The sequence below is a fragment of the Arenibacter sp. F26102 genome, from assembly GCF_023015865.1.
GTDB lineage: Bacteria > Bacteroidota > Bacteroidia > Flavobacteriales > Flavobacteriaceae > Arenibacter.
In genome coordinates this window covers 73,588-93,800 of sequence record NZ_JALKBC010000007.1, presented here as the reverse complement: position 1 = coordinate 93,800, position 20,213 = coordinate 73,588, and the positions used below count along the sequence as shown (strand labels likewise).

Here is a 20,213-nt window from a genome sequence, read left to right as displayed (position 1 = left end):
CAAAATATTTCAAGAATACATTAACCTATTAACAAATAAAGTTAAAAAGAGTGTATTTTAATCTCAATTGACCAAAAAGGTGAATAAATAACCCGATTTTTCAAAGTTTAAGAAATTCTACAATCTGGTGTTCCTGCTGAATTTGGGGTCAATTGAAGCGAACTTGGATTATAAGTCACATATATATTCTTACAAGCGACTATAAATGGGGAAATTAAAATTGCAAAGGCAGAGCGTACTAGTCATTATTATTTTGTCATTTTAATTTCACTCCTGTAAAGAAAAGACACAGACCGCAACAGAGGTACAAACCAAGGATATAGGGCTTAATGGTATTGGATTTGTACCCATCTTTGATGGAAAAACTATAATGGTATATAAAGTGAATCCAATCCCACATGGAAGAAGGATGGCTTTATCACAAGAAATCAATAAAGGGCGCGGACGTTTCGAAGAATCAATAGCTCCTCAATGCATATTTCTTAACTCAAATTAATGATATTTTACCAATCACTACATTTACCTCTGATTTTTGCCAATATATTTGTAAAATGATATAATTTTTGGATAGTTTTATAAAAAACGGTTGTATTTTAACCATTATTTTATGTACTGTTTAATCATTTCAAAAACTTTTTTTTAGGCAGTCATTGTTCTAACTCTTTTTAATAACACAACTTAATAACCTAGTTAAAATGAAAGCAAAAATTGTATTTACGTTTTTTATACTGAGTTTTTTTACACTAACCTTGTTTGCCCAGGACCCAGTACTTAAAAGTGCTTTTAATGGAAAAAACTTCAAGGGATGGGTTGTTCCCGAAAACAATATTTGGTGGACCGTGGACAACGGAATATTACAGGCCAAAAGTGGCCCAGAGAAAAAAGGTTCCATATTATGGACCGACAAAGAATATACCGATTTTGTAATAGAAACCGACTTTAGATATGATGAGGGAACGGTAGATACCGGTATCTTCATTAGGAACGAAGCGCAACAGATACAAATGGGTGTTTCTGGCTCTTTAAAACGCGATATGACCGGCTCTCCTTATATTCCGGGAAAAGGGTATCCAGTGGAAGCACTTAATGTAAAGGAAATTCTAAAGCCCAACGACTGGAATACCATCAAAGTTATAGCCATTGCCGGATATTACGAAGTTTGGCTCAACGGCAAACACGTTATGAGCTACACCTCGGACAATTATGTTAAAACAGGTCCCATTGGCCTGCAACTACATCCCAACACTGAGATGACCGCAAGCTTCCGAAATATCAAGATTGGGAAAATGTAGTGAAATAAACTATTTCAAATATAATTTCAAGGAATAAATAAATTTAACTCAATACCTATTAACAAATATGAATACACAATCATTACGTCTTAAATTGGGCTTATGCGGTGCTTTGGCCCTAGTCTTTATGGTATCCTGCAAAGAGGCTAAGACCGATAAAACGGCAGATAGCAACAATGAAACCAAGGCAGAAAAAAGAATAAAATTGGTAAGTAACGACCAAGAAAAAAAAGTGGATGTCTTTATTGATGGCAACCTATTTACCTCCTATATCTATCCCACCAATATTAAAAAACCCGTATTATATCCTTTAATCACCCCCAAGGGAACAAAGATTACCAGAAAATATCCTCTGGAACCATCTGTAGGGGAAAGAGTTGACCATCCACATCACGTAGGAGTATGGTTTAATTACGGAGATGTTAACGGATTGGATTTTTGGAACAATTCAGATTCCATAAAAGTAGAAAAGAGGGGAAGCTATGGGACAATAGTTCACAAAGAAATTATGGCAATGGAAGACGGTAATGAGGAAGCCCGTCTTAAAGTAGCTATGGATTGGATTTCTGCAGAAGGTAAGGTTCTATTAAAAGAAAATACCACTTTTGTATTTAGGGGCGATCACGATGAATACTCTATTGATCGCATCACCAATCTTTCTGCCCCAAACGAAAAAGTAGTTTTTAAGGACAATAAAGAAGGGGTATTGGGTATAAGGGTCACAAGGGAATTGGAGCACCCCTCTGATAAGCCGGATATTTTTACAGATTCAAATGGAATCCCTACTGGTGTTCCAGTTCTTAACAATGAGGGGGTAAACGGAAACTATATCAATAGTGAAAATATTGAAGGGGACGACTGTTGGGGAAAAAGATCTAACTGGGTTAATTTAAGATCTAACATAGGAGATGAAAAAATTTCCCTTGCCATTTTAGATCATACCTCAAATGCCGGGTATCCTACCTATTGGCATACTCGTGGCTACGGTCTTTTTGCTGCCAATCCTTTAGGACAGGAAGTCTTTAGTGACGGTAATGAATCTTTGAACCTTACCCTTAACCAAGGAGAGGACGTATCGTTTAAACATCGGATTGTAGTGGCCAGCAAAAATTTGGAAAAGGCAGAGCTGGATGCGGAGTTCGCCAATTTTTCGAAGCAATAAACACTATTCCAAATCACTTATTAATATAGAATAACAAACAGAATTTATTAAAAAACAATTATGGGCAACCGAAGAAATTTTATTAAAAAAACCACCCTTGCCAGTACAGGTGTTGTTGTTGGGGCATCTGCATTTTCCGCCAAATCTTACGGAAATATTATAGGTGCCAATGACCGTGTAATTTTGGGATCTATTGGAGTAAGAGGTCGCGGAAGTGATTTATTGAACAATTTTTCCAGCATGTACAATGACGGAGTGAGAATAAAAACTATTTGTGACGTGGATTCTGCCGTTTTGGGCGAAAATGTACAAACTGCTACCAAGAACCAAAAGGGCAACAAGCCAGGTACGGAAGTAGATATGCGCCGTGTATTTGAGGACAAGGAAATAGATGCTGTTGTCTTAGCAGTTCCCAATCACTGGCATGCACTAGCTACTATTTGGGCCTGCCAAGCCGGAAAGCATGTATATGTTGAAAAACCAAGTTCCCATAATGTATGGGAAGGCAGAAAAATGGTTGAGGCGGCAAGAAAATACAATAGAGTAGTCCAAGTTGGATTTCAAAACCGATCTATAAGCAATGTAATGCAGGCCATGGATTTCCTACACCGTGGAGGTATTGGCGAAGTGTTCCTTTCTAGAGGTACTTGTTTTAAACCTAGGGATTCCTTCGGAATTTCCCCTGATAGTGTATCGCCATCAACTTTGAACTACGATCTTTGGCTAGGTCCTGCCTCCTATAGACCTTATAATGAAAAAAAGGGGCACTATAATTGGCATTGGCATTGGGATACCGGCAACGGTGATACTGGCAATCAAGGTCCGCACCAATTCGATATTGCACGATGGGGACTGAATAAAAAAGTACATCCAGTAAAAGTACAGTCCATGGGAGGGATTTTTGGGTTTTCTCCACAAGAATGTTCACAAGAAACACCAAACACACAAACTTCCGTATTTGAATATGAGGATGGAAAAATATTGGAATTTGAAACCCGTGGCAGGTATACCAACCACGAGGCCAATTTAGGCATCAAAATTGGCAATATGTTTTACGGTACAGAGGGATGGATGGAAGTAAATGGCTCGACCTGGAAGGCATACAAAGGCAAGGAAACCGAACCCTTTGCTGGTTCTGAAATGTCTGGAAGTGCCGCTGTTGGAGGAGACACCTCATTTTTGACCGCACCGGATAGCAAGGGACATTATGGCAACTTTATAGACGGAGTCCGCTCTGGAAATCGGCATGATTTAAATTGCGATGTTGAGACGGGACATATGTCCACTGTACTTCCCTTAATTGCCAATATAGCTTATCGTGTGGGTAACACCTTAAAATTTAACGGGGAGTTTGAGAAGTTTATAGAGAATGAAGAAGCTGATCTAATGCTTACTAGAAAATACAGATATCCATATATAGTTCCGGAAAATGTATAATCCTCCAACCTAAGTATGGATTCTCTTGAATTGCCTAAATCAATTATATTATAGGGAGAAACATTTAAAAAGAATAAACCCCGATGTTAGCTGTATTTGCCAACATCGGGGTTTTTATTACCGTTTACATTATAAAATCACAATCTATTCCTAAAAACTAATTGTTGCCCCTAGGAGGAAATTAACACCGGATTGTGGATAATATCCAGCACCTTCAATGGTAGTAATAGTTCCTGGTACGGAATAATCGTCATCAAAAGTATAAAAGTACCCATTGGACTCGTAAAGGGAATCGAATATATTATTTACCAATCCCGAAAGCACAATACTTTTAATAAAGCTATTGGTATTTATTTCATATTGCACGTTGAAATCGGTTTGCGAATACGCATCCAACTTAGATCCTTCGGAATCTATATTGCCCATATACTGCTCTCCAACAAACTTGGTCAACAAGCTAAATTGAACATTTTCCTTAGGCTGATAGGTTAAAACATTTCCTACAACAATATCTGGCGAAAAGGAAATATGTGTATCGCCAAGTTCCTGCAGTTCACCATCCCTTTGAAACACAAAATCCTTGTTTCTGTTTCTGCTCAAGGCCACATTGGGACGTATTTTAAATTGATTTCCCAAGGCTATGGTAGCATCTACTTCCAAACCTAAGCGGTAACTGTCCCCTACATTGGCACGTAAAGGAGCTCCAACATCATTTAACTCGCCAGTGAGTACCAATTGATCCTTGTACCCCATAAAGTACACATTGGTATTCAATTGTACATCTGGAGAAATATAGCGCCATCCCAACTCATAATCGTTCAACTTTTCAGGCTTGGGGCTACCACTTTCATAATCATTTCTGTTGGGCTCACGATTGGCCCTGGCATAAGAGAGGTAAAAATTATTGTTTATGTTTAGATCGTAGGTAATCCCAACCTTTGGGTTCATAAAATTAAAGGTATCATCAACAAGCCCTGTGTCTTCGCCATTGGCCTCATAGCCTATCGTCCTAAACTGTATATCCCCATAAGCACTCCATTGGTCGCTAAACTTGTAATTGGCCTTGGCAAAAAGATTTAGGTCCGTTTTAATGGAACTGTCATCATAATACCTGTCTTCATAATCCTTATTGTTGGAAAAACGGGCCCAAATAATTTCACCAAAATGGCTTCCTTCATATTTGTTCCAACCGCCTCCAAGAATTAAGTTCAAACCCTCCTTGTCATAATTTACGGAAAATGTGGTTCCGTAAAAATCATTGACCAGCCAGCGCCTTCGTATTAGATCGGTCTTATCCACTTGTTCCCCATCTACCATTATTGGCTCAATTCCGTAGGTACTAAAGTCATCGTCTTCCTTATATTGTTCAAAAAACCCTCTTCCTTTTGTAAAATGGACTGCCAGATTGGTATTCCAATTATCTGCAATTTGTTCGTTCCAATGCAATTGAAAATGATTTTGCCTATAATTATCCTCTTCGTGGTCATAAAACTGGGTATTCCCATTTTCATCGGTATAGATTCCCGCGGAATTAAAAGTCCTATCAGATTTCAATGTTTCGGCATCAATTCCGTTCCAAGCCTGATAGGTTATTTCATGTCCACCGAACAACAACGCTTTCACCAAGGTATTGTCATCCACATAGGACCCTTGTAAAAAATAGGAATCCAATTCGGAAGAAGCCCTGTCAATGTAACCGTCAGAAGTTATTCTGGACAAGCGTCCGGCAATTTCCACATGATCGTTCAGCAATCCGGTACTAAATTTCAAATTGTTCCTGAGTGTTCCAAAGCTGCCTAAGGAAGAAGAAATCTGGCCAAAGGCCTCAGTGGCAACGGCATCGGTCAACACATTTAAACTTGCACCAAAAGCTCCTGACCCATTTGTTGATGTTCCTACCCCACGTTGTAGTTGCAAACTTTCTGTGGAAGAGGCGAAGTCGGGCATGTTTACCCAAAACGAACCATGTGATTCGGCATCATTGTACGGAATCCCGTTAATGGTAACGTTGACCCGTGTACCATCACTACCACGAACTCGGATACCTGTGTAGCCAACACCAGCACCGGCATCGGAAGTAGTAACCACTGCTGGTAAAAAATTCAATAGAATAGGAATATCCTGTCCTAAATTTCTAGGTTTGATCTGTTCCTTGGTTAAGTTGGAAAAGGTTACCGGAGATTGTTTGGTTACCCTAACGGCAGATACCAATACCTCATCCAAGGCAATTTCTTTTCCTTCCAAAGAATCTTTGGGTTTCTCTTGGCCAAAGGCCGAGAGTGCAGTCGCAAATACAGCGACCGTTGTGAACATAGTTTTCATCCGTAATACATTTGTTACGAATAAAAGGGGCTATTATTCTTGTTAAAAATTGATTTTTGTTTTTCCCCGATTACATAATTGCATCGAAAATAAAACCTTGGAAATTCCAAAACGCGATTTTCGCATCCCTTGGCAGCATTACCTGCCCAGGTTCCTTGGGTATAATCTCAGCCTGACCTAACAAGCACCCCTTTGAGACGGCCGCAAATTTACATACGACCAATCTAATTTCATAATAAAAAGAGATAATTAATTAACTTTAATTTATAGGCCAATAGAACCTGAAATACGTATTTTAGAATAGCACCTGCAAATACTGGCTTAATCAATGAACAAGACCAAAAACAAATTTACCTTTAAAATAATATTCAGCTACTTCATGCTGGGGATCCTGACCCTAGTCGTAGCCTTTTTTATATTTTCCGAAATAAAGGTATTGGTGTCTACCGATACGGCTTCTGAAAACGATATTAAACTACTCAAAACAGGCTCCTTACTTACTGAGTTGTATGAGGCAGAAAGCCTTTCCAAATTGGCCCTGCAAAAAAAGACTCCAAAAAGTTTTACAGCCTATGCCCAAAAAATTGACTCCATTTTTGTCACTATCGACTCCCTTAAGTTATTAACCGATAATGACTACCACAAAAAAATGTTGGATAGTGTGCAAGGGCTTCTTAAAAAAAAGGTGTTCAACAGCAACGAGCTCCTACGATTAAAAAGAAAAAATGAATCCAATAGCTCTATAGACAATGCTTTAAAAGAGTTTAGTAAAATAGAGGAGTCTCTCGGCAAAATAACTCCGGAAAGCCTTAATCCAAATTATGCAAATCTACCTGAGGACACCAAGGGCACCATAAAAAAATGGGCCGAATATTTGAGTGAAAACGTCCCAAAAGACACTAGTAACATTCCAGTTTCCCAAAGGGTAGATTCCGTGTTAACCGTATCCAAATCCCTTTTGGCCGAGGCCAAACAAAGTAACACCAAAACCCTTCGTTCAGTAGCGCAGAAAGAACTACAATTAAGCAGTGCCGATTTGGAAATTTCACAACAGTTGCGCAGTATTATTTCTGCCTTTGAACAAGAGATTATAGCAAAATCCTACAATGACAACCTAAAAAAACAAACTGCGCTAAAGAGGAGTATTCGACTAGCTGGTTTTGCCAGTTTATTGGGCTTTGCCATTGTGGGGCTATTTACTTTTTTGATTACAAAAGATTATTGGAAGGTTCAATTGTACAGGCAGCAGCTGGAAAAGGAAAAAAAGTTTTCCGAATCCCTATTAAAAAGTCGGGAACAATTGATCTCTACGGTAAGCCATGACCTGCGCACCCCTCTGAATACGATTACAGGGTATTCCGAACTTATGGAAAATACCGGACTTACGGGTAAGCAGGTTTCCTACTTAAAAAATGTAAAATCCGCCTCCAAATACGTGGATAGCTTGGTCAACGATCTATTGGATTTTTCCAAACTCGAAGCTGGAAAAATAAAAGTGGACAAAACAGCTTTTATACTGTCTGACCTAATTAAGGAAACTGCAGAAAACCTTAAGGAAATAAACGCAAAGAAACCCATAGAACTAATTATAAAAATCGATGGCCTATTGGAAAATCCTGTTTTAGGAGATCCATTTAGGATAAGGCAAATATTGACCAACCTTATTGGAAATGCCTATAAATTCACAAAAGAAGGCTTTATAGAAGTGGAAGCCAAGGTCGTCAATGAGGTCAATGGAAACTACCAAACGGCAATCAAGGTCACAGATTCAGGTATTGGTATTAAACAAGAAAAGCAGGAGCACATTTTTACGGAGTTTACCCAAGCGGAGGACCATACCGACAAAAAATATGGCGGTTACGGGTTAGGGCTTACCATTTCCAAGAAACTCACCGAACTTTTAGGAGGAAAGATCGGTCTCAGGAGCGAAGAAAATAAAGGGAGCTCATTCACAGTGGAAATTCCTTTCGAAATATCAAAAAAACCCTTGAAATCTCCCAAGAAAATTGAAATTCGTCCAAAATTGGAACTAACCCTCCTAATCATAGATGACGACCAGGCAATGCTAAAATTATTAAAGGAAGTCTGTGAATATTTGGACATAACCACCCATACCTACAATAACTTCAATGATATTTTAAAAAATGGGGAGCTTCATTATGACATGGTTTTGACCGATATTCAAATGCCGGATATTACTGGTTTTGAAGTATTGAGTCAATTACAAAACGGCAAGTATTCTCATTATAACGGCCAACCCATAGTGGCCATGACCGGCAGAAAGGACTTAAAAAAGGAGCACTATTTTGAAGCAGGTTTTTCAGATATCATTCAGAAACCTTTTACCAAAGAAATGTTTCTAAAGGTATTGTCCAACCTGTTCCCCCATACCGTTAGTGAAAAACCCAAAAGTAATATCAAAGCAAATATCACCTCTGGTTCCAACTTATTCAATTTGGGAGTCATTTCCTCCTTTTTAGGCGATGACGAGGAAGGTATTGCCGAAGTTTTACGGACCTTTCTTACCGATACTACCACCAACATGGAAAAATTGAAAGTAGCGGTAAATGATTTGGACATTAAGAAAATTAACCTGGTTTCGCATAGGATGCTACCTATGTTCAGACAATTAAATAGTACCGAGATAATTCCACTTTTAGAAGAATTGGAAATCTTGGAAGTTGGCCAAATGGAACCTAAGATTTTAAAACAAACCTACAGGAACCTCCACAACAAAACTACGGTTTTAATTTTGGCCATTAAATCGTATTTGGCTACAAGTCCAAATTATAATGATTGATTTTGTTATAAAGTGTTTTCCTTGTAATCTGAAGCAATTTGGCAGCTTTGGATTTATTAAAATTGGATTGTTTTAAGGCTCTAACTATTTGTTCCTTCTCATAATCGGCCTTGGAAAAGTTATCACTATTTACACTGCCTACCTTGCTTTTGTGGACCTCCCTAGGTAAAGCCTCCTTCTCCACATAATCGCCGCTGGTCAACAACACCGCTCTTTTTATTACGTTCTGTAATTCGCGTAGATTTCCAGGCCAATGGTATTGCTTAAATATATTCTCAACATCCTCTGAAAAACCTTCGACATTTTTACCTAAGGATCGATTGGCCTTCCTTAAAAAGAAATCGGCAAATAGAGGTAGATCCTCAAACCGTTCCTCCAGGGACGGCATTTCCACCGAAAATTCGTTTATCCTATGAAATAAATCTTCTCTAAAGTTTCCTTTTTCAACGGCCTCCGTCAGGTCTTCATTGGTTGCAGTAACAATGCGGACATCTACATCCACTTCCTTGGTACTCCCAACCCTTTTAATCTTTCTTTCCTGTAACGCCCTCAATAATTGTATTTGGTTTTCATAGGACAGGTTCCCTATTTCATCCAAAAACAACGTACCCCCATTTGCAGCCTCAAAATGTCCTATTTTGTCCTCAACTGCTCCTGTAAAACTACCTTTGATATGCCCAAAAAATTCACTCGTCGCAATTTCTTTGGGAATAGCTCCACAATCTACGGCCACAAAACTGTGGTCCTTTCGCTTGCTATTATCGTGTATGGCCCGTGCAGTGACTTCCTTCCCTGTACCACTTTCTCCGGTAATTAATACAGACATGTCAGTTGGAGCCACTAGTTTAATATACTCGGTCAATTTTTTAGAGGCATCGCTTATTCCCGCTACCACTTTATTTTCCGGTGATTCACCGTCTGTACTTACTACCTTACTGTTTTCTTTTGGCGGATTATTGGTTTGTTGCTTTACTTCTTGACTTAATGCGCTCTTGATCTGCATTAAAATCTCCTCTGGAGTAAAAGGTTTGGAAATATAGTCGTAGGCACCCTTTTTCATGGCCTCCACTGCTGAACCGACCTCAGCATATCCGGTCATCACAATTACCTGTGTTTTGGGATTTACCTCCTTAATATCCGACAATAGTTGTAGCCCGTCGTAATTCGGAAGTCTCAAATCTGTTAATACCAGGTTATAAGTGGTTTCCTTAATTTTGATCTTGGCATCCTGGGCCGTAAAACTAACATCTACATCATAGTCATTTCTGATCAAAAACTTTTGAAGCATTTGACAAAAAGCGGCGTCATCTTCAATGATAAGCAGTGTGGGCATACAATTCTATTACTATTTACAATGAATAGTAAAAATACCATAAGAAAGTTATTCACGCCCATAAATTATCATAAAAAAAGAGGGGGATTGCATTGAGCAATCCCCCTCTTACCAAACCAACTTGATACAAAACAAATAATTCAAGTTATATTATAGTTCTATCCAATTACCATCCTTGTCAGCATATATAGTTCCGGTTGTACCATCTTCCAATGTTACTTCCATCTTATATTGCTCCTGCTTATTTACATAAGCCTTACTAATAGTAGCTGAAGCATAGTCAGTGGATACTGCTGTTGCAACCGCCTCTGGCAAATTACTGGTTTCGATTTCCGAGAAGTCGTCTTGAGCTACAGCAATTTGAGTTGCTTCTCCTGCTATCTCTTCGCCATCTTGGGCAAATGCTGTTAGACTTCCTAGTGATAATACTGCTACAAAAAATATCTTTTTCATGATTTTCATTTTAATAGTTAAACTTGCTATACCTATTGAAAATATGATACCAAAAAATCAATTTCTGTTATATCGAACAGCAACATACTGTTATTATGATAGTTACAAAATATGCGTTGATTTATGAACTGTGTATTTTTGGGTATGGCCCAGCCCTAGTGTGTAAAAAATAAACACTTTTTAAAGGTTTGCGTTACACCTAACCACCCAATCTTGATTCGTTTTGAATACATACTTTTAGAACATATATAGCTCAATGGTTTCCTAAACGCACAATTCTATTTCTATTCTTCTTAATATTACTAAAAAATGGATGCCCTATTTACTCCTTATAAAATACCATCCATTTTATCTTACCATCCCATCTCCAATCTTAACCATATAAAAAAGGCTCGCTATTTACTTAATCCAATATTGTAGCTAAAGCAAAGACATCGGTCCTTATTTATCATAAAAAGAAGGGGATTGCTCAATGCAATCCCCTTCTTACCAAACCAACTTGATACAAAATAAATAATTCAAGTCATATTATAGTTCTATCCAATTCCCATCTTTGTCAGCATATAAAGTTCCGGTTGTACCATCTTCCAATGTTACTTCCAACTTATATTGCTCCTGCTTATTTACATAAGACTTACTGATGGTCCCTGAAGGATAATCAGTAGAAACGGCTGTTGCAACCGCCTCTGGTAAATTACTGGTTTCTATTTAAGAGAAGCTATCCTGAGTTACGGCAACTTCGGTACCTACCTCTGCTACCGCTTCCCCAGTTTGGGCAAATGCTGTTAGACTTCCGATTGACATTACTGCTACAAAAAATAATTTTTTCATGATTTTCATTTTAATAGTTAAACTTACTTTACCTATTGAAAATATGATACCAGAAATAATACTATACCCAACTTAACATCAACATACTGTTATTGAGCTTGTTACAATATATGAATTGAATGATGAACTGTGTATTATTGGGTATGCCCCAGCCTTAGTGGGTAAAAAATAAACACTTTACGTGCGAATTTTATTTCTAAATGACACTTATAGATTCCTCTACTGGTTGTACTGCACGTTTCTGAAATAGCTATTTTTATCATACGATTTTAATACATTGAACAGTTTCATTATTTACGAATTAGCCATAAAAAAATGGGATCATTAAAAAACGATCCCATGTTCCTAGGCCATGCCTACAATATTAGTATAAATGATATCTCCTATCTATCAATCCAATCTCCATCCATATCGGCATAAACGGTACCGCTATTGCCCTTCTCCATAACTATCTCCAGTCTATACTGTTGGGAATTGTTCACAAAAGCTTTATTAATTACTGCCGAAGGATAATAGGTGTCGATTGCCTTTGTTACTGCTGCCGGCAATTCCATAGTCCCTATTTCGGAAAATTTATCTTGGGCAACGCTTATTTCAGTAGTGTCCCCCTTTACTATTTTATTTTCCTGCGCACAGGCGGTTAGACTTGTTAGTGATATTGCAATTCCAAAAAATAATTTTCTCATGATTCTAATTTTAACAATTATTACCATTACCAATGGGAAAACCATACCGAAATCAAGAATACTACATAAAACTCTGATTACCATTAACATAAATCAATAACAGCGTTTTAGTGTATTTGGGTAATACTGGGTATTTCGAACTTGGACTGTGTTAAAATTACCCGTTTTACATTAGTCGGAAATTATTAGATCCATAAAAACTATTGAAAACTTAACAGATTTAAAAATGGTCCAATTAACATACTTGTTAAGTGTCCAATCTATATCCAAGCTAAATGGACTATACATTCTTTACATTTAATACAAAACAAGCAGCATCTTGGAATTTCACGAAAAAAGGGCTGCCAAACAGCAGCCCTACTAATTCAAATAACTAAAATAACTCAATATTTTAATGCATTACATATCGATCCAATTACCTTCAGCGTCGACATACAGTTCAGAATTGGTTCCATCAGAAAAAGTAACCTCTAACTTGTATTCGTCTTCGTCGTTCATATAGGCTTTATTGATTACTGCCCCGGCATGATCCTTCTCCAAGGCTTTTGTAATTGAATCCGGTAATTTATCTAGCTCGATTTCAGTAAAATCTTGAGCCATAATTACTTCCATAATTCCATCGTGAAAAATTGGAGGAGACGCCAATACAGGACTTAAACTTCCCATTGCCAAAGCTGTTGCAAAAACTAAATTTTTCATATCATTTTTCATATCTCTTATATTTTGTGTGAATACCTATTTTTTTCAAATGATAGAAGGAAAATTGTGCCAATAATAAAATAGAAGATATTTTAAGTTTAATTACTTGATTTTCAACTTATTAAATTAAAATAACCAATATTGTAGTGTGTATAAAAATGTATAGTCCCCAAAAAGGTGTATAAAAAATATACACTTTCCTGGGGACTAACCACTTAACTAAACCTTTGAATATGCTCCTTGTCCAGTACAATGTAGATGGGCACAAGCTCAACATACCTGCCGTATTCCTAATTTACCTGATGAGCAGGTTTCAATAAGTCGTTTACCGTTTTTACCGGATTAAAGGTTGCCAAAGGAACTTCCACAAAAATGGTATTCCAAAAGGCCATCGCCCCATTCCAGAGCCCGGGCAACTCAAGGGCTTTTAAATCCTTGCCTTCTTTAGTTTTCTGGGTAATAAAGCCTTGTTTAGCATCCACAAAATTCAATAAATTAAATTTTTCTCCTTTGTAATTTCTTACGCCACATACCAGATCTACCGGATTAAAATGGGTAGAGTTCTTTAATATTTCTACCTGTTCCGGATTGGACATATCAACTTGTGCGGATTCAATTATTTGAAGTGAAATATGATCGTGGGCATCCCTTATCCAAAATGGTCCACCTCCAGGTTCGCCTTCATTCTTGACCATTCCACAAACACGTATGGGGCGGTTGATCTTATCCTTTAAAATTTCTATTTGCTGACCAATACTAAACCCATTGTACTTATCCAAGAAACGTACATTGAGATCATTTTCCAAAAACAATTTTATAGTCTCGAGTTTTTCGGAAGAAAGTTTATCCCCGTCCAATGCCTCTGCATATTCAAAAGCTTTGGCTTGCAATTCCAAAAGTAAACCAGCCAATATTTTTTTGCTTCTTGCAACCTCTCCAGCCAATCTTGGAGCTACTACATTATCAATATTCTTAATAAAAATAATGTCCGCATCCTGCTCATTCAAATTCTCTATTAATGACCCGTGTCCAGCTGGCCTAAATAGTAGGGTGCCATCAGAATTTCTAAACGGTTTATTGTCCAGGGTCACCGCAATGGTATCCGTGGAAGGTTTTTGAAAGGAATAATTTACTGTAAATGAAGTAGAAGTTTCTTTTGCCACTCTTTCCCCTGCAATCTTAAATTCCTTATTAAACATTTCACCATGTTGTTCCGAAATGGTAAAATGTAGATTAGCCTGGTTATTGACCTGGGCATAGGCCACAGCTTCCTTTAAATGTTCTTCAAACGGAGTGGCACTATACTTCCCATAATTATGAAAAAACAAAAGGCCCTTAGGGTAAAATCCGAAGTTTAAGCCTTCAGGCATCAACATTTCCTTTACAAAAAGGTACTTTTCCTCGTCCTTGGACTTAGTTTTGCCAGCTATCCGTTTTTGTAAAATATCGTAAAAGGCAAATTTCTTATAGCCTTCAAAAAAAGTTTTAACGTCCTTATCCTTGGTCCTATCCAAATAGGCCTCAAATTTTTCGGTTTTTGGGTCGTAGGTATCCAAAAAGTTAAACATCGCTTTAAACATTCGGGATGCGGCACCGGAAGCCGGCACAAATTTCAAAAGTGAAATTTTCTTTTTAGCCTCCTCGAATTTTTTAATTAAGACTTCTTCCTTGGTATTAGAAAATTTAGCAATTCCATCAGATACTATTGCCGCCTTTTCCAAACGCACAAAAGGAATACCCTCCTTAAACGTCTCTATTTGACCTAGAACTTTAGCCTTGGAAATTCCTTTCTTTTCTAATTGCTTTTTGTCTTCTTCCGTTAATTCCATTATTTTTTCAGTAGTTGGTTAATGTAGTTCTTGGCCGTTGTGAGCCTTGTTTTTTTATCACCCATTAAGATAATAAAATTCCTGTTATATTTTTCCAAACTATCCTTGAAATAAAGAAACATTCGTTCACGGTCATTTGGTTTATCCCTTAAGTCGTCCTTTTCCCACGGAATGTCTATATAGGTTAAAAAATAAACATCGTAAGTATTCTGTAGTGCGTATTCTTCCAATACTGGATCGCAATACCCTAAATAATAGGCCTCGGAATACACTTTGGTCTCAAGAAGGTCCGTATCGCATATTAAAACTTCATTAGCTTTTTTGGTCAGGGAATTTTCTAATTTGATCTGCCCCTCAGCTATGGGCAATAAATCTTTGGGCTCACAAGTCTTCTTTTCTTTATCCCATTTATCCTGAAGATAATCACGTGCGTATTCTGGAACCCAAACAGTATTATAATGTATCGCCAATTCACGGGCCAAGGTTGTTTTTCCCGTAGATTCAGGACCAAAAAGGACTACTTTAATAATACTTGAGGGCTCTTGTTTAAACTTTTCTTCCATGCAAGGTATCCGAAAATGGCAATAATGGTGAACAATAAATATTGCAGAGATGTAAAGATAAGTCCTTTATATAAATATAGGGGCACCGATATTACATCACCAATAATCCAATATACCCAATTTTCAAGTTTCTTCTTTGCCATAAGCCACATTCCTACAAAGAAAATAGCTGTGGTTAAAGTATCCACATAAGCTGTCCAGCTATCCAACTTGTCAAAAACCAAGTATACCAAAGCAACAAATAAGACGGTAGCACCGAACAGAACAACCGACCAGTTCTTTTCCTTTGTGGTTGTACGGGTTATGGGAATAAAATGGGTCTCATCTACCTTTCTAGTCCATACATACCAACCATAGATACTCATTGCAAAATAATAGGCATTGATCAGCATATCTCCCAAAAGGCCAAAAATCAAAAGTATATATACAAAAACTCCGGTACTTAGAATTCCTGTAGGGAATACCAAGATGTTCTCACGCATGGAATACCAAACACTTAAAAATCCAAAAACCACCCCTATCATTTCCAAAATGATTAAATGTATGGGCGTATCTTGGTACTGGGCAAAAATCCAATCAAAAATGAGGTCCATAATCGCTCCGGTCAGATTTTACAATTTTCATAAATAATAATCCCTTATCCATTAACTCTAAGAAAGCTTTAATCTCAGCATTGAGAACCTCCATCACCTGGTCATATTCTAAGTAGATCTGTGTACTTAAAGGGTTTTCCAGATTCTTAAGGCCAATGACCTTAAGTTTATTAGTGAAATTGATGATGTGTATCTCAAAGTCGTCCTGCAAGGGAGAAAGGGTAAGCCCTACTGATATATTCATGATTTAGCTTGTCTTATGACGGGTAATCCCTATAGAATAGTGGCATTAAAGATTAGGTAAAAATAACCCTTCACGCTAAGAGTTTTAGAATTTAATTAAAGATATTGATTGGCACAAAGGAATAATAACTAGGACAGAAGGCTCCTATATTGGACCATCCGCTAATTTTTAATGGCGTATACGCAAGTATATCCCTCAAACTCCAAAAATATAATATTGTACTGCGAAGTTTTACCCTTATACAGAATGGTTCCCGTAGTTTCCGTATCCGACAATGAAAAATCGGTAATATCTATATGGTGCAAAAAACTAAGACCGTGTTGTGCATATATCTTATACAACGATTCTTTGGCTCCCCAAACAATGGTAAGTTTTCTTACCAATGCATCTGCATTTGCCACGGTTTTATATTCCTCCAAAGGAGTGTATTTATTGGCAATGCTAAGTATTTTATCGCGCTGCATTTCTATATCAATTCCAACCTCTTTAGATTCGGAAATAATAATCCCGGTAAATTCATGTGAATGGGTAATGGAAATAAACTTGCCATCTTTTAAATGTGGTTTACCCGCATCATCGTAATACAGATCATGATCAACATAGCCTTCTTCTGCCAACAAGTGTCTAATACTTAAAAACCCCCTTCTATGCAATTCCGATTTCATGCCCATCATTCGTTTCTGGCAATGTGGAGTCAGCACAATCCCCTCTGAAAGTTGGGATTCCGTTTCCTGAACTTTCCAAATCAAGACTTTAGCGTTTTCGTCTACTGTTATTGTTTTGTAAAGAGGCATTAGGTTATTTAAGTTATTACTACCTTTGCAAATGCAAAAAATAAGATAATTGTTCTATTACTAAAGTAAAAATAAAAATGGAGAAGAAATAAGCTTATCGAAGATATTCTTCATTTAAATTATTTTTAATTAATTTCTCCTTATTCTATTTTGGCGATTAGGACCAATTAACTGTAACAAAGATAAATATATGAGTACTAAAACCATTCCTTACGTACCCTATAAAGTAAAAGATATTGGCTTGGCCAAATGGGGAAGAAAAGAAATTGAACTAGCAGAAGCCGAAATGCCCGGCCTAATGTCCTTAAGGGAAGAGTACGGAAAAGAACAGCCTTTAAAAGGCGCCCGTATTGCAGGATGCTTGCACATGACCATACAAACCGCCGTTCTTATTGAAACTTTGGTTGCCTTGGGAGCAGATGTTACGTGGAGTTCCTGCAATATTTTCTCTACCCAAGACCAAGCGGCTGCAGCCATTGCGGCCTCTGGTGTGCCCGTATATGCATGGAAGGGAATGAGCGAGGAGGAATTTAACTGGGCCATTGAACAGACGTTGTTTTTTGGTGAAGACCGCAAACCATTAAACATGATATTGGATGATGGGGGCGACCTTACCAATATGGTGCTCGACAAATATCCAGAATTGGCCTCAGGTATTAAAGGTCTTTCAGAAGAGACCACCACTGGTGTCCATAGGCTTTACGAACGTGTAAAAAATGGAACTTTGCCAATGCCGGCTATTAATGTTAACGATTCTGTTACCAAATCCAAATTCGACAACAAATACGGATGTAGAGAAAGTGCTGTAGATGCCATTCGCAGGGCTACAGATACAATGCTTGCGGGTAAAAGAGTGGTAGTTGCCGGTTACGGTGATGTAGGAAAAGGAACTGCTGCATCCTTCAAAGGAGCAGGTTCTATTGTTACCGTTACCGAAATTGATCCAATTTGCGCCTTACAGGCCGCCATGGACGGTTTTGAGGTAAAAAGGCTGGACACCGTTGTTGGCAATGCCGATATCGTAATAACCACTACAGGAAACAAGGATATTATTCAGTCCCAACACTTTAAGGCGATGAAAGATAAAATTATCGTTTGTAATATTGGTCATTTCGACAATGAAATAGACATGGCATGGTTGAACAAAAATTACGGTCATACCAAGGACGAGATAAAACCACAAGTAGATAAATACACTATTGATGGTAAGGATATTATTGTTTTGGCAGAAGGCAGACTGGTAAACTTAGGCTGCGCTACAGGTCATCCAAGTTTTGTAATGAGCAACTCGTTCACCAACCAGACCTTGGCCCAAATGGAACTTTGGAACAACACTGACAAATACAAAAATGAAGTATATATGCTTCCGAAACATTTGGACGAAAAGGTGGCCGCCTTGCACTTGTCCAGATTGGGAGTGGAATTGGAGACTTTAAGACCAGATCAAGCAGAATACATTGGAGTTTCCGCAAAAGGCCCGTTTAAACCCGATTACTACAGGTACTAGATTTTAAGCTTATATAGATAGAATCTGGACACCTTTTTAATATCATATCAAAATCCTTATCTCACCTAAATAGATAAGGATTTTGATTTTATTTAATTCCTACACAAACTTAATGAACATACTCTTAACAGGAGCTACTGGAACCTTAGGTTCCAGAGTGTTATTTTCACTTTTAGAATTCCACTTTCAAAGTATAGAAACCATATACCTTCCTGTTCGGAAAAAAACTTCGGTTAGCGCCAAAGAACGTATTGCCAAAGTTGTCTCAAGTGACTTTACCACTGATTTTGTAAAAAATAACCTCTCTGAAATTTTAAAAAAAATTGTTACAGTCGATGCCGAAGACCTATTAAATCCTACTTCATTTATAGGGAATAACAGAATTGACTATTTTATACATTCCGCTGGTTTTGTAAACCTATCCACCGACCCCGCAGCCAAAGAGGAAATTTTTAACCGAAATCTACAGTTTACAAAGGACATTTTCAATACCTATCAAAAGCATATTGAAAAATTCGTTTATATAAGTACAGCTTTTGCCGCCGGGAATATTGGCGGATTATTGGACAATGATTATTCTAAAATAAAACACGGCAATTATCGCAATTATTACGAAGCTTCCAAACACGCTTCCGAAAAATTTCTATTAAAAGCCGGTAAAGACTGTAATGTCCCTATTCAAATTTTACGACCAAGTGTTCTTGGGGGAAATATTAATGAAAACCCAAACTACTTCTTGTCAAAATATATGGTTTTTTACCTTTTTGCGAAGTTTTTTCATAACAGTGACTCCAAAGATGCTATAAGAATTACTACTATGGCAGGCACTGGTTTAAATATAATTCCAACCGATTATGCAGCTCAAGTAATTGCGAGGGTGATTTCTACGGAAATTCAACAATTGAACATTGTTCATTCCAAAGAGACCAATATGATAAAAGGAATATCCAAAATATTAAAGGTGGTAGGGTTCACGAATTTCAGTTTTACCGAAGACCAAATTAATACTTCAACCGGGTTTTCTTCAAAATTGGAAGAGTTTTACTATGAAACTATCGGGATACATTTACACCCGTATATGAATTCCAAACCCAATGAATGGGACACCCAACTTTTAGAAAGTATTTTACCAATACCAAGTTATAACCTTGTGGATTATTTGTCAGAAACAGTTGAATTTGCCAAGTTAAACAATTTCAGGAGTCAGCCGTGGTAAGCATCAACAGGGGATGAATCCCTTGTAATGTTTTTTATGAATCATATCGTATAAGTTTGTTATGGGCATATTAAATCACAATCGTAGACGGTAAATCGGCAAAAGAATATTTCTAAACAACCAGAACAAAAAAACCCTCTTTGTTTCCAAAGAGGGTTTCTAAATTTTAAAAGACTTACTTTTTAGGCTTCAAATGGTTCAATAGAAACATAAGATTTACCTCCAGCTTTCTTTTGGAACTTAACAAGACCATCTATCCTTGCGTGCAAAGTATGGTCTTTTCCAGCGTAAACATTCTCACCTGGGTTATGCTTAGTACCACGTTGTCTTACAATGATGTTTCCTGCAATGGCAGCTTGACCACCAAAAATCTTAACGCCTAAACGTTTCGATTCTGATTCCCTACCGTTTTTAGAACTACCTACACCTTTCTTATGTGCCATGATATATTG

Annotated in this window: 18 protein-coding genes and 1 riboswitch; of the genes, 6 read left to right on the top strand and 12 right to left on the bottom strand. The window is 37.5% G+C overall.

Features of this window, described 5'->3' with window-relative positions; genetic code table 11:
- The first annotated feature begins 695 nt into the window (after window positions 1–695).
- The 3 genes from MWU78_RS11730 to MWU78_RS11720 all read left to right on the top strand — a co-directional run bounded on the left by MWU78_RS11730 (window position 696) and on the right by MWU78_RS11720 (window position 3,891).
- Window positions 696–1,292 carry a DUF1080 domain-containing protein gene (locus MWU78_RS11730; protein ID WP_246997940.1) on the top strand — a complete coding sequence of 199 codons (597 nt, stop codon included), beginning with the start codon at window positions 696–698 and terminating at the stop codon, window positions 1,290–1,292.
- A 67-nt stretch (window positions 1,293–1,359) separates the two neighbouring features.
- Window positions 1,360–2,454 carry a PmoA family protein gene (locus MWU78_RS11725; RefSeq protein ID WP_246997938.1) on the top strand — a complete coding sequence of 365 codons (1,095 nt, stop codon included), beginning with the start codon at window positions 1,360–1,362 and terminating at the stop codon, window positions 2,452–2,454.
- Window positions 2,455–2,514: 60 nt separating this feature from the next.
- Window positions 2,515–3,891: a Gfo/Idh/MocA family oxidoreductase gene (locus tag MWU78_RS11720; protein ID WP_246997936.1), complete on the top strand. Its 1,377-nt coding sequence runs from the start codon at window positions 2,515–2,517 to the stop codon at window positions 3,889–3,891.
- 150 nt (window positions 3,892–4,041) lie between these two features.
- On the opposite strand, the gene MWU78_RS11715 is transcribed toward MWU78_RS11720, so the two are convergent.
- Complete coding sequence (locus tag MWU78_RS11715; RefSeq protein WP_246997934.1) at window positions 4,042–6,213, bottom strand: TonB-dependent receptor; 2,172 nt, start codon at window positions 6,211–6,213, stop codon at window positions 4,042–4,044.
- Window positions 6,214–6,321: 108 nt separating this feature from the next.
- A riboswitch (TPP riboswitch) is annotated at window positions 6,322–6,416 on the bottom strand.
- A 125-nt stretch (window positions 6,417–6,541) separates the two neighbouring features.
- Between MWU78_RS11715 and MWU78_RS11710 the strand changes: the two genes are divergently transcribed.
- Window positions 6,542–9,013: an ATP-binding protein gene (locus MWU78_RS11710; RefSeq protein ID WP_246997932.1), complete on the top strand. Its 2,472-nt coding sequence runs from the start codon at window positions 6,542–6,544 to the stop codon at window positions 9,011–9,013.
- On the opposite strand, the gene MWU78_RS11705 is transcribed toward MWU78_RS11710, so the two are convergent.
- The 10 genes from MWU78_RS11705 to MWU78_RS11665 form a co-directional block, all read right to left on the bottom strand.
- Window positions 8,988–10,346: a sigma-54 dependent transcriptional regulator gene (locus tag MWU78_RS11705; RefSeq protein WP_246997930.1), complete on the bottom strand. Its 1,359-nt coding sequence runs from the start codon at window positions 10,344–10,346 to the stop codon at window positions 8,988–8,990. The two genes, MWU78_RS11710 and MWU78_RS11705, sit on opposite strands and share 26 nt — an antisense overlap.
- A 150-nt stretch (window positions 10,347–10,496) precedes the next feature.
- The gene (locus tag MWU78_RS11700) at window positions 10,497–10,799 is read right to left on the bottom strand and encodes a hypothetical protein (RefSeq protein WP_246997927.1); all 303 of its coding nucleotides are present in this window, start codon (window positions 10,797–10,799) and stop codon (window positions 10,497–10,499) included.
- Between the two features lie 708 nt (window positions 10,800–11,507).
- Window positions 11,508–11,630, bottom strand: coding sequence for a hypothetical protein (locus MWU78_RS22420; protein ID WP_281503834.1), 123 nt, complete (start codon window positions 11,628–11,630; stop codon window positions 11,508–11,510).
- A 383-nt stretch (window positions 11,631–12,013) separates the two neighbouring features.
- Window positions 12,014–12,316: a hypothetical protein gene (locus tag MWU78_RS11695; RefSeq protein ID WP_246997925.1), complete on the bottom strand. Its 303-nt coding sequence runs from the start codon at window positions 12,314–12,316 to the stop codon at window positions 12,014–12,016.
- Between the two features lie 399 nt (window positions 12,317–12,715).
- Window positions 12,716–13,015, bottom strand: coding sequence for a hypothetical protein (locus MWU78_RS11690; RefSeq protein WP_246997923.1), 300 nt, complete (start codon window positions 13,013–13,015; stop codon window positions 12,716–12,718).
- Window positions 13,016–13,305: 290 nt separating this feature from the next.
- Window positions 13,306–14,844 carry a DUF4301 family protein gene (locus MWU78_RS11685; RefSeq protein ID WP_246997921.1) on the bottom strand — a complete coding sequence of 513 codons (1,539 nt, stop codon included), beginning with the start codon at window positions 14,842–14,844 and terminating at the stop codon, window positions 13,306–13,308.
- The gene (locus MWU78_RS11680) at window positions 14,844–15,407 is read right to left on the bottom strand and encodes an ATP-binding protein (RefSeq protein ID WP_246997920.1); all 564 of its coding nucleotides are present in this window, start codon (window positions 15,405–15,407) and stop codon (window positions 14,844–14,846) included. Before MWU78_RS11680 ends, MWU78_RS11685 begins: the two co-directional genes overlap by 1 nt.
- On the bottom strand, window positions 15,362–16,000 hold the full coding sequence (gene pnuC / locus MWU78_RS11675) for a nicotinamide riboside transporter PnuC (protein ID WP_246997919.1): 639 nt from the start codon (window positions 15,998–16,000) through the stop codon (window positions 15,362–15,364). Before pnuC ends, MWU78_RS11680 begins: the two co-directional genes overlap by 46 nt.
- The gene (locus MWU78_RS11670) at window positions 15,984–16,244 is read right to left on the bottom strand and encodes a hypothetical protein (RefSeq protein ID WP_246997918.1); all 261 of its coding nucleotides are present in this window, start codon (window positions 16,242–16,244) and stop codon (window positions 15,984–15,986) included. The genes pnuC and MWU78_RS11670 overlap by 17 nt, the downstream gene beginning before the upstream one ends.
- Window positions 16,245–16,405: 161 nt before the next feature.
- A complete protein-coding gene (locus tag MWU78_RS11665; RefSeq protein ID WP_246997917.1) occupies window positions 16,406–17,038 on the bottom strand; it encodes a 4'-phosphopantetheinyl transferase family protein in 633 nt (210 codons plus the stop codon).
- Between the two features lie 190 nt (window positions 17,039–17,228).
- Here MWU78_RS11665 and ahcY point away from each other — a divergent pair, with 190 nt between their 5' ends.
- Window positions 17,229–18,545, top strand: a complete 1,317-nt coding sequence (gene ahcY, locus MWU78_RS11660) for an adenosylhomocysteinase (RefSeq protein ID WP_246997916.1) — start codon at window positions 17,229–17,231, stop codon at window positions 18,543–18,545.
- A gap of 112 nt (window positions 18,546–18,657) precedes the next feature.
- Window positions 18,658–19,761 carry an SDR family oxidoreductase gene (locus MWU78_RS11655; RefSeq protein WP_246997915.1) on the top strand — a complete coding sequence of 368 codons (1,104 nt, stop codon included), beginning with the start codon at window positions 18,658–18,660 and terminating at the stop codon, window positions 19,759–19,761.
- Between the two features lie 182 nt (window positions 19,762–19,943).
- On the opposite strand, the gene rpmA is transcribed toward MWU78_RS11655, so the two are convergent.
- Window positions 19,944–20,204: a 50S ribosomal protein L27 gene (gene rpmA / locus MWU78_RS11650; protein ID WP_246997914.1), complete on the bottom strand. Its 261-nt coding sequence runs from the start codon at window positions 20,202–20,204 to the stop codon at window positions 19,944–19,946.
- Window positions 20,205–20,213 lie beyond the last annotated feature (9 nt).

Bases quoted from the DNA above. Each gene is read 5' to 3' on its own strand.
- MWU78_RS22420 (WP_281503834.1), bottom strand. From the start codon at position 11,630: ATGAAAAAATTATTTTTTGTAGCAGTAATGTCAATCGGAAGTCTAACA.
- MWU78_RS11680 (WP_246997920.1), bottom strand. From the start codon at position 15,407: ATGGAAGAAAAGTTTAAACAAGAGCCCTCAAGTATTATTAAAGTAGTC.
- MWU78_RS11730 (WP_246997940.1), top strand. From the start codon at position 696: ATGAAAGCAAAAATTGTATTTACGTTTTTTATACTGAGTTTTTTTACA.
- MWU78_RS11655 (WP_246997915.1), top strand. From the start codon at position 18,658: ATGAACATACTCTTAACAGGAGCTACTGGAACCTTAGGTTCCAGAGTG.
- rpmA (WP_246997914.1), bottom strand. From the start codon at position 20,204: ATGGCACATAAGAAAGGTGTAGGTAGTTCTAAAAACGGTAGGGAATCA.
- pnuC (WP_246997919.1), bottom strand. From the start codon at position 16,000: ATGGACCTCATTTTTGATTGGATTTTTGCCCAGTACCAAGATACGCCC.
- MWU78_RS11695 (WP_246997925.1), bottom strand. From the start codon at position 12,316: ATGAGAAAATTATTTTTTGGAATTGCAATATCACTAACAAGTCTAACC.
- MWU78_RS11715 (WP_246997934.1), bottom strand. From the start codon at position 6,213: ATGAAAACTATGTTCACAACGGTCGCTGTATTTGCGACTGCACTCTCG.
- MWU78_RS11710 (WP_246997932.1), top strand. From the start codon at position 6,542: ATGAACAAGACCAAAAACAAATTTACCTTTAAAATAATATTCAGCTAC.
- MWU78_RS11700 (WP_246997927.1), bottom strand. From the start codon at position 10,799: ATGAAAAAGATATTTTTTGTAGCAGTATTATCACTAGGAAGTCTAACA.
- MWU78_RS11690 (WP_246997923.1), bottom strand. From the start codon at position 13,015: ATGAAAAATTTAGTTTTTGCAACAGCTTTGGCAATGGGAAGTTTAAGT.
- MWU78_RS11685 (WP_246997921.1), bottom strand. From the start codon at position 14,844: ATGGAATTAACGGAAGAAGACAAAAAGCAATTAGAAAAGAAAGGAATT.
- MWU78_RS11670 (WP_246997918.1), bottom strand. From the start codon at position 16,244: ATGAATATATCAGTAGGGCTTACCCTTTCTCCCTTGCAGGACGACTTT.
- MWU78_RS11725 (WP_246997938.1), top strand. From the start codon at position 1,360: ATGAATACACAATCATTACGTCTTAAATTGGGCTTATGCGGTGCTTTG.
- MWU78_RS11705 (WP_246997930.1), bottom strand. From the start codon at position 10,346: ATGCCCACACTGCTTATCATTGAAGATGACGCCGCTTTTTGTCAAATG.
- ahcY (WP_246997916.1), top strand. From the start codon at position 17,229: ATGAGTACTAAAACCATTCCTTACGTACCCTATAAAGTAAAAGATATT.
- MWU78_RS11665 (WP_246997917.1), bottom strand. From the start codon at position 17,038: ATGCCTCTTTACAAAACAATAACAGTAGACGAAAACGCTAAAGTCTTG.
- MWU78_RS11720 (WP_246997936.1), top strand. From the start codon at position 2,515: ATGGGCAACCGAAGAAATTTTATTAAAAAAACCACCCTTGCCAGTACA.